At 58.9% G+C, this 14,124-nt stretch carries 15 protein-coding genes and 1 riboswitch; of the genes, 11 read left to right on the forward strand and 4 right to left on the reverse strand.

Features of this window, described 5'->3' with window-relative positions; translation table 11 throughout:
* The first annotated feature begins 12 nt into the window (after positions 1-12).
* Entirely contained in the window at positions 13-912 is a 900-nt protein-coding gene (locus tag ACP8KU_RS05615; RefSeq protein ID WP_484484125.1) for a polyprenol monophosphomannose synthase, read from the forward strand.
* A gap of 78 nt (positions 913-990) precedes the next feature.
* Here the strand turns inward: ACP8KU_RS05615 and ACP8KU_RS05620 are convergent, their stop codons facing one another.
* Entirely contained in the window at positions 991-1,368 is a 378-nt protein-coding gene (locus ACP8KU_RS05620) for an RNA polymerase-binding protein RbpA (RefSeq protein WP_005279221.1), read from the reverse strand.
* A gap of 127 nt (positions 1,369-1,495) precedes the next feature.
* Between ACP8KU_RS05620 and ACP8KU_RS05625 the strand changes: the two genes are divergently transcribed.
* From ACP8KU_RS05625 to ACP8KU_RS05640, 4 genes are all read left to right on the forward strand, one after another.
* Positions 1,496-1,837, forward strand: a complete 342-nt coding sequence (locus ACP8KU_RS05625) for a hypothetical protein (RefSeq protein WP_081443662.1) — start codon at positions 1,496-1,498, stop codon at positions 1,835-1,837.
* 3 nt (positions 1,838-1,840) lie between these two features.
* Positions 1,841-2,542, forward strand: coding sequence for a YceI family protein (locus tag ACP8KU_RS05630; protein ID WP_484484126.1), 702 nt, complete (start codon positions 1,841-1,843; stop codon positions 2,540-2,542).
* Positions 2,543-2,545: 3 nt separating this feature from the next.
* Positions 2,546-2,710, forward strand: a complete 165-nt coding sequence (locus ACP8KU_RS05635) for a hypothetical protein (protein ID WP_023030753.1) — start codon at positions 2,546-2,548, stop codon at positions 2,708-2,710.
* Between the two features lie 634 nt (positions 2,711-3,344).
* Positions 3,345-4,250 (forward strand): Dyp-type peroxidase, encoded by a 906-nt coding sequence (locus ACP8KU_RS05640; protein WP_023028805.1) that lies wholly within the window; start codon positions 3,345-3,347, stop codon positions 4,248-4,250.
* Positions 4,251-4,265: 15 nt separating this feature from the next.
* Here ACP8KU_RS05640 and ACP8KU_RS05645 read toward each other — a convergent pair whose 3' ends face one another.
* The gene (locus tag ACP8KU_RS05645; RefSeq protein ID WP_484484127.1) at positions 4,266-5,579 is read right to left on the reverse strand and encodes a class I SAM-dependent methyltransferase; all 1,314 of its coding nucleotides are present in this window, start codon (positions 5,577-5,579) and stop codon (positions 4,266-4,268) included.
* Positions 5,580-5,783: 204 nt separating this feature from the next.
* Between ACP8KU_RS05645 and ACP8KU_RS05650 the strand changes: the two genes are divergently transcribed.
* From ACP8KU_RS05650 to ACP8KU_RS05665, 4 genes are all read left to right on the forward strand, one after another.
* A complete protein-coding gene (locus tag ACP8KU_RS05650; protein WP_023030756.1) occupies positions 5,784-7,136 on the forward strand; it encodes an NAD(P)/FAD-dependent oxidoreductase in 1,353 nt (450 codons plus the stop codon).
* A 104-nt stretch (positions 7,137-7,240) separates the two neighbouring features.
* Positions 7,241-7,336: riboswitch (TPP riboswitch) on the forward strand.
* Positions 7,324-8,148: a hydroxyethylthiazole kinase gene (gene thiM, locus ACP8KU_RS05655; protein WP_484484128.1), complete on the forward strand. Its 825-nt coding sequence runs from the start codon at positions 7,324-7,326 to the stop codon at positions 8,146-8,148. Its footprint overlaps the riboswitch before it by 13 nt.
* Positions 8,145-8,774, forward strand: a complete 630-nt coding sequence (gene thiE, locus ACP8KU_RS05660; RefSeq protein ID WP_484484129.1) for a thiamine phosphate synthase — start codon at positions 8,145-8,147, stop codon at positions 8,772-8,774. The genes thiM and thiE overlap by 4 nt, the downstream gene beginning before the upstream one ends.
* Positions 8,767-10,302 (forward strand): bifunctional hydroxymethylpyrimidine kinase/phosphomethylpyrimidine kinase, encoded by a 1,536-nt coding sequence (locus ACP8KU_RS05665; protein ID WP_484484130.1) that lies wholly within the window; start codon positions 8,767-8,769, stop codon positions 10,300-10,302. The genes thiE and ACP8KU_RS05665 overlap by 8 nt, the downstream gene beginning before the upstream one ends.
* A 4-nt stretch (positions 10,303-10,306) precedes the next feature.
* On the opposite strand, the gene ACP8KU_RS05670 is transcribed toward ACP8KU_RS05665, so the two are convergent.
* A complete protein-coding gene (locus tag ACP8KU_RS05670) occupies positions 10,307-10,909 on the reverse strand; it encodes a class I SAM-dependent methyltransferase (RefSeq protein ID WP_484484131.1) in 603 nt (200 codons plus the stop codon).
* 116 nt (positions 10,910-11,025) lie between these two features.
* On the opposite strand from ACP8KU_RS05670, the gene corA reads away from it, so the two are divergent.
* Positions 11,026-12,099 carry a magnesium/cobalt transporter CorA gene (corA, locus tag ACP8KU_RS05675; protein ID WP_005279244.1) on the forward strand — a complete coding sequence of 358 codons (1,074 nt, stop codon included), beginning with the start codon at positions 11,026-11,028 and terminating at the stop codon, positions 12,097-12,099.
* On the opposite strand, the gene ACP8KU_RS05680 is transcribed toward corA, so the two are convergent.
* Entirely contained in the window at positions 12,096-12,551 is a 456-nt protein-coding gene (locus tag ACP8KU_RS05680) for a PaaI family thioesterase (RefSeq protein ID WP_284622880.1), read from the reverse strand. The genes corA and ACP8KU_RS05680 overlap by 4 nt on opposite strands.
* Positions 12,552-12,610: 59 nt before the next feature.
* Here ACP8KU_RS05680 and gndA point away from each other — a divergent pair, with 59 nt between their 5' ends.
* Positions 12,611-14,062, forward strand: coding sequence for an NADP-dependent phosphogluconate dehydrogenase (gene gndA, locus ACP8KU_RS05685; protein WP_484484132.1), 1,452 nt, complete (start codon positions 12,611-12,613; stop codon positions 14,060-14,062).
* Positions 14,063-14,124: the final 62 nt, after the last annotated feature.

Below are 14,124 nucleotides of genomic sequence, written 5' to 3' on the forward strand. Positions count from 1 at the left end.
GCATTAATTACTGTGAGCACTCTTGATTCTGCGACGCTGGTTATCATCCCAACGTATAACGAGATTGAAAACCTTCCCTTGATTACCGGCCGCCTCCGCGAGGCGCTGCCAGAGGTTCACATCCTCGTTGTGGATGATAATTCCCCTGACGGCACCGGCGAGAAGGCCGATGCTTTCGCAGCAGAAGATGACCACATTCACGTGCTGCACCGCGAGGGCAAGGGCGGCCTTTTGGGCGCTTATATCGCCGGCTTCGAGTGGGGCTTGGAGCGCGATTACCAGGTCCTTTGTGAGATGGATGCTGATGGCTCCCACGCCCCAGAGCAGCTGCACTTGCTGCTGGAGGAGATTGACAAGGGCGCGGACCTCGTCATCGGTTCCCGCTACGTGCCAGGCGGCGAGACCGTTAACTGGCCGGCATCCCGCGAGTACCTGTCCCGCTTGGGCAACCTCTACATCTCCTTCGCGCTCGGCACCGACCTGTCCGATATGACTGCAGGCTACCGCGCCTTCCGCCGCGAGCTCTTGGAAGACATCGACTTTGATGAGCTCTCCAAGGCCGGCTACATCTTCCAGGTGGACTTGGCCTTCCGCGCGGTCAAGGCTGGATACGATATCCGCGAGGTGCCCATCACCTTCACCGAGCGCGAGTACGGCGAATCCAAGCTGGATGGTTCCTTTGTCAAGGACTCCCTCTTCGAGGTAACCAAGTGGGGAGTGGCCCACCGTGCGGAGCAGGTGAAGGATTTCGCCGGCGAGGTGTCCAAGCTGGCGGACCACGAGGTCAAATACGGCTCCGTGCACAATGCCGGCCAGAAGGCCCGCAACGGTGTGGGCTGGGCCACCAATTTGGCCAATGAGTTGGGATACTTGGTCAAGCACCAGGTGGGCCAGCTGACTAAGAAGAAATAATCTAGGCAGAATTTAAGCCCGTACCCCGTGCCAATATGGCAGTCAGGGTACGGGCTTAAATTAATTCCGCTTGAGCCCTTAAGACTTCTTCTGCTGTTCCTGCTCCTTGAGGAGGCGAGCAGCGGTCCGACGGCGGGAGCGCAGGTGGTTAATGCGCTCTTCCAAAAGCTCATCGAGCTCCTCGATGGAGCGACGCTCCCGCAGCATATCCCAGTGGGTGCGAGGTGGCTTGATGGGCTTAGCTTCCACGCCTTCACCCTCTACGAGGTGGCCCAGTTTGCCATTCTTGCACATCCATTCTTCAGGGATTTCTGCCTCATGTGCAAAGGGCACCTCATAAATCTCACCATCATCCGTGCGGTATTTCACCATCTGGCGCGGTGCGAGGTCGTGGTCGCGGTCAGTTTCGTAGCTGACTGCGCCCATACGGCTGCCACGGAGTACGCGATCTGCCATGCAACATCATCCTTTTCAAAGAGATCCCTGATTGACGGCGATAGTTTCGCCTAAGAGCTATTTATTATAACGAACACCCACGCGGTATTGTTCCCAGCCCACCGTTTAATGGACTAAAGTGTATCGAGTGATCCGTACAGCTAGTCGTGAAAGCAATGTCGGTTCCTGCCAATGGTGTGGAAAGGATATTGACCAAGGCGGTAGGGGACGACCACGTAAGTTTTGCAGCGCCTCGTGCAAACAGCGTGCTTATGAACAAAGAAACAATGTCAGTGGCACGGATATTCCTGCCGATGCAGTAATCTTAAGCCCAGATAAAGTGCAAGGTTTGCGCGACGGCCTTTTTGAATTGCGGTGTTCCGCAGAAGACATTCATACCGCCGCAGAAGAAGGCGCGAGCGCGGAAGAGCTTTCCAGTCTGTGTGAGGAGCTTATTTCGCTGGCTCGGCGTTTAGAAGGACTTCGATAGTAGATGAAAAATCTTTTTTATAACCGGAAACTCGTCGTTTCCATCTTCGTGGTTTTAATCCTCGTGCTTACCGCCGTAGCGATCGGCCCGATTGTGTACTCGCTGTTCAAAAGCGGCGGTGTCAAGACGGAGCCCGTGACTGCCGATGGCGCCAAGGCAGCCTCAACGCCGCTCGACGGTTCCTGGTCCGTGGCCAAGGGTCGCGCCGATAACCACACCTCGGTGGGCTTTACCTTCGACGAGGTTCTGCCCGCGGAGAGGACGTCCACCTCCGGATCGACCACGGAGGTCACCGGCCAGGCGGAGATTTCCGATTCCACGCTGGAATCCGCCACCATCACGGTGAATATGGATGCGCTCTCCACGGACAAGAAGGTCCGCGACCAAAACATGAAGTCCAAGCTCTTTAAGACCTCAGACTTCCCAGAGTCTTCCTTCACTCTTGCGAAGCCCGCCTCGCTTGCCGATGTCCCCGAAGACGGCACCATCGGCTCCGTCAAGCTCACCGGTGACCTCACGATCAAGGACAAGACGCAGGAAATCACCCACGAGTTCGATGTCTTGCGTGACGGTGACGATATCGTCATTGGCGGCGACGTTCCGATTAACCGCCTGGACTACAACGTGGAGACGCCTGACATGCTGGCGGCCAAGGTCGCTGAAGATGGCGAGATCAACCTGCGCATCTCCCTGAACAAGGACTAGACCATGAATTCTCGACGCTTAATTTCCGCACTGTGGTTCCGCCTCATAGTCGTCATAGCTTTCTCGATTTTCGTCGCGGTCCAGCAGATGTGGATTGTCACTGCGGTTGCAGCATTGCTGGCGGTATTAACCATCTGGCAGCTATGGAGCGCCTATAAAAACCAATAGAGGACCAAGGCTTCACCCCTTTAATTAACGTCACTGTGACTAAATGTCGAGGTATAAGTGGCCCTGACCTAGCGGCAGGAAAGTCCCGCTATCGGCGCCCGTACGCACAATCGGGCGTTTGGGCCGTGAACTCGTTCGCCGGACACCCCAGACAAGCCCAAACGGATTCGCAATGCTGGCTCGCTTCAGACATTCAAAGGCTGCTCGGCAAAGTCTGGGCCAACTTAACCACGGAACCTGCAAGCCTTAGCGCGCCGCATCCAAAACAAAGAGGGTGATCAAAGCTCCGGGCCGAACTGCGGACACGACAGGCGGGATCGCACGCAACCCAAACACGCTCAAGCCGCCCTCAGCTTAACCTGCAGATCCCCATAATTGTCCGATAATGTACATTATGTCATTTTAGATCCGTGGAAGTCCCTCCCATCGTGCCGAGGCCCGTCAGTCAAGAATGTTCAAGCCACTCACAGCGCAGTATGTTCCAAATTGACAAATAGTGCCCTCCAAAAGCCCTAAATTGGCCCACTATTTGTCAAAACGCATCAAATCCTCCACATAAAACCCGAACCCAAGCACCACAGCACCACATACACCAAACGTGCAACGCCCAAGGCCAACACATATGCTGGAGCTCATGACTATTCAACGCGTTGTTAAAAAGCCTTCCCGCGCCGCCCTGTTCCTGGTCTTGGATATTGCGGAAGGCGGCGAGCAAGCCACTCGGGACATGCTCTCCGCATTTGGCGATACCTTCAAGTCCGTCAATTTCCGCCACAACGAGGGCGAGCTTTATACGGTCGTCGGCATCGGCGCGTCCATGTGGCCACGCCTCACTAGCGCTCCCCGCCCGGACAAGCTCAAGGAGTTCGAGCCGCTGGAGGGTACGTACAAGGCTCCCTCTACGCCCGGCGATATCCTGCTGCATTTCCGCGCGAATACGTATGACCTTTGCCACGAGATGGCGCGCCAGGTCCTGCGCCAGCTGGGCGATGCCGCCACCGTGGTCGATGAGACCCAGGGATTCAAGTATCTGGACCAGCGCGATCTCCTGGGCTTTGTGGATGGCACCGCCAATCCCCTCCCCGAGGAAGCTTTAGAGACGGTACTGCTTTCCGATGACGCCGATTATCCCCGCGGCTCCTACGTCACCGTGCAAAAGTACACCCATGACCTAGATAAGTGGAGCGGCATCAGCACCGAAGAGCAAGAACGCGTTATCGGGCGCACCAAGGCCGATGACGTGGAGCTCGATGAGGATGCGCAGCCCTCCAATTCCCACGTGGCCCTCAATGACCTTGAGGAGGATATCTACCGCGAGAACATGGTCTTCGGTTCCTTTGCCGCAGGTGAGATGGGCACGTACTTCATTGGATATGCCAAAGACCCAGAAGATATCAACGAACGTTTGCGCAATATGTTTATCGGCGATCCTGAGGGAAATTACGACCGGATCCTGGACTTCTCCACGGCCCTGACCGGTACGAACTTTTTCGTCCCGAGCGTTGACCTGCTAGACGAATTCGACGAGCTTCCGCACTAAAAAGCAATAAAAATCCTAACGGCGCCCGCCGCGATTGCGGTGGGTTAGGCCAAATTGGACGGAATCGATCATCCCGAGCGTCATGAGCGCCTCGCGAAGTGCGAATTGGAAGGTCCATAACCTGCGGAAAACCGGATCAAAGCCGGCAGCGGCGGCCTCGCGAAGGTGCCCATCAAAAAAGGATCGCTGCTGCCGCAGGGACTCAATATAGTGGCTGCCCACGTGCGTTTCGGACACGATGCGCAGGTGATAGTTCTTATCCACGAGCCGGTGCACATCCATAGTCAGCGGGTAGTCGAGGCCTGGCCAGATATAGGCCCGCATGGCCTGCAACGATGCTCGGGCCGCGTCCGACATGGATTCGGTGGCCACGATGGATTGAAAAGCCGCCCGCCCGTTTGCGGTAAGGAAGCGATCGAGGACTCGGATATAGGCCTTGCGCTCGCGCGGGCTTAATTGCTCGAATTTTTCCACGCTGATGATCGCGTCGTAGTGCCCGCGCCACTGCTTGGGGCTCGGAACAGAATCCGGAATCCGCTCTACGTGGATAGAATCTTCCGTTCCGGCAAAGACAAGCGCCTCGCGCATCTGGGTGATTTGTTCGACATCGCTGGTCAGGACGTCGACTGTGGCGCGGCGTTTGGTAGCGCGTATCGCGGCCTGCATCCCGGCAGCGGGATAGACCAGAAGGTGGGTACCGGCGCCGGTGCGGGTGGCATCGAGGAGCCAATCTGCCGCCCTGCGCTGCGCCTCACCCAAGTCATCCCGGTCCACGTTGGTGGGCTCGCTGACCGTGGTGACATCGACAAAGTGGCTCTTCGGCTCCCTGCCGCCGGCCTTTGGGCTAAAGCTTTCGACCGTTTCCCGGATCGTCGTCGGCACGCCGCTGGAGAAAATCCCGCCAACGTGGCTGAGGCCATCGCCGGCATAGAGGCGCACCAAGTCGAGTGGCAGCTCCCCTGGCTCGGAATCGCGGACGCTTACTCCCTGCGGCTTGGGGAGGTATCCCACCTGCAGGAGCTTGCCCAAAACCTTTACCAATTGGGCGGAGGATTCGACGGTCCACTCGCCTGCCATGTAGCTTTCGGCAAAACCTAACCATCCGGTAGCGGCGATTCGCTCGAAGAGCGCATCGTGGCCCACCTTTAAATCGGGACCGCCCGCTGCATCGAGTTCGAGCTCCAAGCCGGCATTATCGCAGGCCTTGGCAAATTCCGCCTCGGCCCGGCGGGATTTTAGCGTCGCCCAGCGCTGCGATGGCACGGTCGCGATATTGGGCCATGCCTCCGCGTCGATGGAGCGTAAATGCTCGGGGGTGGAAAAACTCATGGTTTGAGGAGCGCTCCTGGGTGCAAGGGGTCACGGTGTGGGCTTATTTTAGCCAGTTTCTGAGCGGTTTCGGTCAAGACGCTCCGCAGGAAAGTAAACCCGAAACGCATGTAAATGGGTATCAAGTATGCACGTTATGTGACGAGCGTTTACACTATACGGGTACTTAAATTAAGCTTTCTCGAGGAAGGTCGCATTAATTCCATGACTGATACCCCTTATCGTCCAAACGGAAGCCGTCACCACGTTGTCGTGGTTGGCGGTGGATTCGGCGGTCTTAACACTGTGAAGAAGTTGAAGAACGCCGATGTTGAGATCACCCTCATCGATAAGAAGAACCACCACCTGTTCCAGCCGATGCTCTACCAGGTGGCAACCGGCATGATTTCCGCAGGTGAGGTTGCTCCCTCGACCCGCCAGCTGCTGCGCAACCAGGATAATGTGGACTTTGTCAACGGCAACGTGACCGACATTAACCTGGAGGACCAGACGGTTACGGCCGAGCTCGATGACTTTTCGCGCACCTACTCCTATGACTCCCTCGTCGTCGCCGCTGGTTCCAGCCAGTCGTACTTTGGCAATGACCACTTTGCGGAGTTTGCCCCAGGCATGAAGACCCTGGATGATGCCTTGGAGCTGCGTTCCCGCATCATTTCGGCCTTCGAAAAGGCTGAGCTTACCGATGACCCCGCAGAGCGCGAGCGCCTCCTCACCTTCATCATCGTTGGCGCCGGCCCGACCGGTGTGGAGCTCACCGGCCAGATCGCGGAGTTGGCTAACCGCACGCTTAGCGATGTCTACTCCACCTACGGCACCTCCGCCGCTAAGATTTACCTGCTTGATGGCGCGCCACAGGTACTCCCGCCGTTCGGCAAGCGCCTGGGCCGCCGCGCCCAGCGCACCCTGGAGAAGGAAGGCGTCAATGTTCGCCTGAACGCCATGGTGACCGATGTCAACGAAGACTCCGTGACCTACAAGAACATGAAGACCGATGAAGAGGTCACCCTCGAGGGCGCAACCAAGATCTGGTCCGCCGGTGTTGCCGCTTCCCCGCTGGGCAAGATGGTCGCTGACCAGGCCGGCGTCGAGGCTGACCGCGCCGGCCGCGTCTCCGTCAACGATGACATGACCGTTGGTGACTTCAACAACGTCTACATCATCGGTGACATGATGTCCCTGAACCGCCTGCCGGGCTTGGCACAGGTGGCCATCCAGGGCGGCGAGCACGTCGCCAAACTCATCGAGACCAAGGTGGACGAGGAGTCCACGGCCGATGAAAAGGAACCTTTCGAGTACTTCGACAAGGGCTCCATGGCCATCGTGACTCGGTTCAATGCCGTCGTAAAGCTGGGCAAGACCGAGTTCTCCGGCTTCCCAGGCTGGTTGGCGTGGTTGGCCCTGCACCTGACCTACGTCATTGGCCTGCGCAGCCGCTTGGCCGTATTGGTCAACTGGGCAGCTAATATCCTCTCCCGCAACCGCGGTAACCTGGAGATTACTACCCAGCAGCGCATCGCCCGCAACCTCATCGACGAGGCAGAAGAAGAAAAGAACTAAACTTTCTTCGGCACCAGCCGCCGTCCTGCTACCCCACCTTCGGGGCTGTGGGCGGCGGCTTTTGTGGTTTTCGTTCCTATTTTCCCATTTTTGTTAGGCTTGGACATTACAACATGGGGTGCCACGTACCGTGGCTGAGAAAAACCCATCGAACCTGCACTTAGTTAGAACTAGCGAAGGGATTGTTGTGGACTTATCATTTCTGCGTGCCCACGATGCGGTGCGCGATACCGCTCCACTTATTCAGTGCTTGACCAATAAGGTCGTCAGCAATATTTCTGCCAATGCGCTATTGGCCATCGGCGCCAGCCCAGCAATGGTAGATACTCCAGATGAGTCGCAAGATTTTGCGAAGATCGCCAGCGGCGTGCTCATCAATTGCGGAACCCCGAATTCCGAGCAATACGCCGGCATGCGCGAGGCCATCGCCGGTGCGACCGCGGCAGGAACCCCGTGGGTCCTTGACCCCGTCGGTGCGGGTGGGCTGGAAAAGCGCACCGAATTTATGCATGAAGTCTTGCCGCAGCGCCCGACGGCGATTCGCGGCAATGCTTCCGAGATCATAGCCTTGGCCGGAACCGGAGCCGGCGGTCGCGGAGTGGAATCCACCGATGGCGTGGAGGCGGCGCTGGAACCTGCACTCAAACTTTCCCGCGAGACTGGGGCCGTTATTGGCGTATCTGGCCCCACGGATCTCATCGTTCAGGCAGGCGAAAGGCCGCGTGCGGTAAGCCTCGAGTCTGGGCACCCGATGCTGCAAAACGTCATCGGCACTGGGTGTTCGCTTGGCGCTATCTGCGCGGCTTACCTAGCAGCGTGGGAGGATCCATTCGCGGCTATCGTCGCCGCGCATGCGCATGTAGGGGCCGCGGGCAGCGTTGCCGCTGAGAAATCCACGTCACCTGGCTCCTTTGCGGTTGCCTGGCTCGATGCGCTGCATGAGCTCACCACTGACGCCATCGAAGAGCGCATCTCTGCCTCCGAGGTCGCGGACGTTGCGGGGCTAGCATGAAGATCGATTGGACGCTGTATCTCATCACCGATCCTAAGCTCGCCGGCGGGCGGGACAACGTAGTCCCCATCGTGCAAGAGGCGGTGCGTGGTGGGGCTACCGTCGTGCAATTGCGCGATAAGGAGGCCAGCGACGAGGAAGTCGAGGCTACCGCCCGCGAGCTCATGAAGGTCTTGGGCGACGTACCGCTCTTTATCAATGACCGCGTCGAGGTAGCGGCCAAGGTGGGCTGCCACCTGCACATTGGCCAAGACGATATGGACTTCTCCCAGGCCCGCGCGCTGCTCGGCCCTGATAAGTTCATCGGGCTTTCGGTGGGCACGCGGGAAGAGCTGGACGCCATTGACCCGCAGGAGGCCCCCGATGTCATTGGCATCGGCCCAGTTCACTCGACGGCGACCAAGAAGAATGCACCCGCGGGAATCGGCGCCGAGGCCGCTAGGCACCTTGCCACCGCGGCGCGCGAACGCGGCATCGAGTCCGTTGCCATCGGTGGCATCAAAGCACACAATGCCCACGAACTATCAGGAAGCGATTTCGCAGGGATCTGCGTGGTCAGCGACATCATGGCTGCCGATGACCCGGCAGCTGCCGCACACAATCTAAAGGAGGCCTACCGTGGCTAAAGGAACCTATCCCCGAATTCTCTCGATTGCTGGAACCGACCCTACGGGCGGAGCCGGCATCCAGGCTGATTTGAAGTCCATCGCCGCCGCGGGCGGATATGGAATGAACGTGGTCACCGCGCTGGTGGCCCAAAACACCCAGGGTGTGCGCAGCGTCCACGTCCCGCCGCTGGACTTCCTCCAGGAGCAGCTGGACTCCGTCCGCGAGGACGTAGACATCGACGCCATCAAAATCGGCATGCTTGCCGATGCCGACATCACCGACCTCGTAGCCGCGTTCCTCGACCGCATCGACCCGTCCGTCCCCGTGGTCTTGGATCCGGTCATGGTGGCCACCAGCGGCGACCGGCTTTTGGCCCCCGAGGCAGAAAAGGCGGTGCGCGAGCTATGCTCCCGCGCTGATGTCATCACACCCAACCTCAAGGAGCTGGCCGTACTGACACAGACGGAGGAAGCCACGGATTTGGACCGTGCCATCGAGGTGGCTACGGCGTGGGCCGCTGAGGCGGATACGGCGGTCATCGTCAAGGGCGGGCACCTTGACTCGCCGATTGCCGATAACGCCGTGGTCACCGGCGATGGCACGGTTCACCGCGTGGAATCGGCCCGAGTGCAGACCAAAAACACCCACGGAACTGGATGCTCCCTCTCCTCTGCCCTAGCAACGAGGTTAGGCGCAGGCGATGATGCCGCCACCGCCCTAGAGTGGTCGACAGATTGGCTGCATGAGGCGATTGCTCATGCGGATGCGCTGGCCGTTGGTAAAGGCAGCGGGCCAGTAGATCACCTACATCGCTCGCAACGTATGATGCGGGCTGCGTCCTCAGTACCGCTTCCTCACTTGGCCGGAGCCTTAGAAGAAGTAGAAAATCCAGAACAACCGCGCGTTGCGGCCGCAGGCCCGTACACGCAGCGCCTGTGGAATATCGCAGCGGAGCACTGGGAGCAGATAAAGGCACTGCCTTTTATTCAGAAGCTGGGTTCCGGTGCGCTCGCTAATGATGCTTTTAGTTTCTACCTTGATCAGGATTCGCAGTACCTAGCGTCTTATTCGAAGGCCTTGGCTCGCCTGGCCAGCCAAGCGCCCGATACCGCACAGCAATTGCACTGGGCGCAGGGCGCCTACGAGTGCCTCGCGGAGGAAGCTGAACTGCACCGCGGGTGGCTGAAGGATTCGGCTACTACGGCGCCGTCGCGGGTAACCAGTGCCTACACGGATTTTCTCATCCGCAGCACGCACACCGATGATTATGCCGTGGGCATCGCCGCAGTACTTCCCTGCTACTGGCTGTATGCAGAGGTGGGTTTGCACTTGGCGGAATTCGACTCGCCCGATCACCCCTACCATGCCTGGTTGGAGGTGTACGGCGGCGAAGATTTCCTCGCCGGGGTGCGCGAGAGCATCAAGATTGTAGAGGCCAACCTGAAAACGGCGGATGAGGCCACTCGGACCCGCGCCGAGCGCGCCTTTATCAGCGCCAGCATCCACGAGGTCGATTTCTTCGACCAAGCAGACCGGCGCTTTTAAGGCCTTAAGCCAATAAGTCCGCGCCTGGTCGAGATAGCACGGCAACCAAGAAGGTGGAGTGCTCCGAAAATAGCTTCATGTCCCAGGAAGAAAACGTGAAGTCAACGCGGTAGCCCACCTTTTGCGCCATATCGAGGAAGTCCTGGAAGTCCCAGCCGCGGCCTTCCCCAAAGCCGGTGACGAAGCGTCCGCCAGGGGCGAGCGAGTTAAAAATATTCTGCAGGGCTTCCTCGCGGCCGTCTACGGCCAAAAAGCCCATGACGTTTCCCGCAGAAACCGCAAGGTCGAAGGGGCCTTCAGGAACTTCTTCCGTGCACAGGTCCCCGACGAACCACTCGCCGTCGGGGAAGTCATGTTCAGCGTGCTCGATCAAAATGGGGTCCACGTCAATGCCCACCACGCTGTGACCACGGCGTAGCAATTCCCCGCCGACGCGGCCGGTTCCGCAGCCGGCGTCGAGGATGGTGGAATTGCGCTCCACCATGGCATCGACAAGCCGGGCCTCCCCATGAATGTCTTTGCCCTGCGCCTCAAGCATCTTCCATTTGCGGGCGAAATTATGGGAGTGGGCGGGATTGGCTTCGGTAACTTCTTTCCACGTAGGCATAGATTCGATTATATTACCCACCGTCGGTGTAAGCTTTACCCGCTGCGTAAAACGTGGCGCGTTTTACTACTTGATTGCGTTACTATCCGCACTACCGTGCAAAGGAGGCTGAAACGATGCCGTCCGTACCCACGCCCTTTAGGGGCCGAAAGAAATCCACGCCTCCTAGTCAGCCCTCCTTCCCGCCGGTTCCCGCGGAGCGCGCCATTGAGCACTGCCGCGTCTTCGTCGATGGTGAGGCCCTGCCCGGCGAGTATTCCGCGCATTCCGCCTTGGAAACCGTGGCGGAATACGGCCGCGGGTTCGTCTGGGTGGGCCTGCATGAGCCCTATGAATCCCAGATGACGAAGATCGCTTCGCAATTTGGCATCCACGAGCTCATCGTGGAAGACGCCGTCATGGCCCACCAGCGTCCGAAGCTGGAGCGCTACGATGACCAGCTCTTTGTGGTGGCCCGCTCGGTGAATTACCGCGACCACGATGAGGTGAAAGATAAGCGCCAGATCATTTCCACGGGCGAAATCCAGATGATTATGGGCTCTAACTTCATCATTACCGTTCGCCACGGTGCGAAGCTGCCCAATCTGGCCTACACGGTCGAAGACGAGCAGGACCTGGTGGAGCTCGGGCCCGTCGCCATGGCTTGGAAGATCCTGGACATGATGGTGGACCGCTACTCCGAGGTCGCCCGCCTGATTAGCGATGAAGTCGATGAACTCGAAGAGGAAATCTTTACCCCGAACCTGAAATTCGATGTTGACCGCATTTATATGTTCAAGCGCGAAGTCTTGGAGATGAAGCACGCCATTTATCCGCTTTCTGCGGCGCTAAAGGCGATGGTCTCGGATCACAAGGATCTCATCTCTAAGCAGATCCGGTCCTACCTGCGCGATGTCTATGACCACGAGCTCGTGGTCAATGACTTGGTCGCCAGCTTCGATGAACGCCTGACCTCGCTTATCGATGCCTCGGTGGCCAAGGTCACCATGCAGCAAAACTCGGATATGCGCACCATCTCCGCGGTCGTCGGCATGTGGGCCGCGCCGACCCTCGTCGCCGGTATTTACGGCATGAACTTCGATATCATGCCGGAGCTTCACTGGGCCTTTGGCTATCCCATGGCAATCATCATCATGGTCGCTGTCGTTGGCGGCCTGTGGGCGTGGTTCCGGAAGAACCACTGGCTCTAGCTGCGCTTATCCATAATCATCGTGCGCAGCGTGGTGCGTGCAACCAGGGTGTCTCCCTGGCGCATTTCTACGCTCCATACGTGGGTCCGCGTGCCCAATTGAATGGGGGTGGCCACCGCTTCCAGTTCGCCCTTACCTGTCGCCTTGATGAAGTCCGTGGAGTTATTGACCCCCATCGCTGGGGCATCCGCGGCGGCCACGCTGGCGATGGAGGCGACCGATTCCGCGATGGTGCAATAAAGACCGCCATTGGCCACGCCCCACGGCTGGTGATGCTGAGGAGTCACGGTAAGGCGCGCGCGGGCCTCGGTTGGGCCAACGCGGTCGAAGGTAAGGCCGATGAACTCGGCAAGCCCGCCGTTGACGGAATTTAGTTTCTCCAGCTCTTCCTCGTTGAGCAGGCGCGTGTGCGCGGTATGAAGCAAGTCATTGAGTATCTGGGTATCTGACATAGTCTTCAAGCTTAACCGCCAGCGCGGCGAAAGTGAGGCGGTGACGTAGGATAGGCACCATGACTGAAAAGAACGAACTTGCGCACATTGGTGTTGTCGGCCTAGCGGTAATGGGCTCCAACTTAGCTCGCAACTTTGCCCGCAATGGCAATACCGTCGCCGTCTATAATCGCAGCCCGGAAAAGACCCACGCCCTCATTGAGGCCCACGGTAACGAAGGAAACTTTATTCCTTCCGAGTCCATCGCGGATTTCGTCGCTTCCTTGGAGCGCCCCCGCAAGGCCATCATCATGGTGCAGGCGGGCAAGGCCACCGATGCGGTCATCGATCAGCTTGCCGATGCCATGGATGACGGCGATATCATCATCGATGGCGGCAATGCGCTGTTTACGGATACCATTCGCCGCGAAAAGGAAGTGGCCGAGCGCGGTAAGCACTTCGTGGGTGCGGGCATTTCCGGCGGTGAGGAAGGCGCCTTGAACGGCCCGTCCATCATGCCTGGTGGTCCGGCCGAGTCCTGGGAGACCTTGGGCCCCATCCTGGAGTCCATCGCCGCCGAGGTGGATGGCACCCCGTGCGTGACCCACATTGGACCGGATGGCGCCGGCCACTTCGTCAAAATGGTTCACAACGGCATCGAATACGCCGATATGCAGGTCATCGGCGAGGCCTACCAGCTGCTGCGCTACGGCGCGGGCATGGAGCCGGCCGAAATCGCGGAGATTTTCAAGGAATGGAACTCCGGCGACTTGGATTCTTATCTCATTGAGATCACCGCCGAGGTACTCGCCCAGAAGGATCCGGATACGGGCGCCCCGCTTGTCGATGTCATCCTGGACGCCGCCGGCCAGAAAGGCACCGGCCGCTGGACCGCCATCAACGGCCTCGAATTGGGCGTGCCAATTACCGGCATTGCCGAGTCCGTCTTTGCCCGCGCACTGTCTTCTTCGAGCCAGCAGCGCGCCGCCGCACAGGAGGGCCAGCTTCCGGCAGGCACGAACGCGAACTTCGACATCGATAAGGATGCCTTCATCGAAGACGTTCGCCGGGCCCTTTACGCAGCCAAGCTCATCGCCTACTCCCAGGGCTTCGATGAGATCAAGGCCGGTTCCGCCGAATTCGGTTGGGATGTCGATCCGCGTGACCTAGCCACCATCTGGCGCGGCGGCTGCATCATCCGCGCTAAGTTCTTGGACCGCATCCGCGAGGCATTTGATAACAACCCAGAGCTGCCCGCCCTCATCTTGGATCCCTACTTCAAGGGCGAGCTGGAAGATCTCATCGAACCGTGGCGCCGCGTCGTCGTCGCCGCAACCCAGATGGGCCTGCCCGCTCCGGTCTTTGCCTCTTCGCTGTCCTACTACGACAGCCTGCGCGCCACGCGCCTGCCCGCCGCCCTGATCCAGGGCCAGCGCGATTTCTTTGGTGCACACACCTTTAAGCGCACCGATAAGCCGGGCACCTTCCACGTCGAGTGGTCCGGCGACCGCAGCCTGACGCAGACGGACTAAGTACTGCAAATAAAAGGGGAGGACCTGCACGGTGCAGGCCCTCCCCTTTTTCGTCTCTGGAT

The sequence above is a fragment of the Corynebacterium sp. LaCa_282 genome, assembly GCF_057198125.1.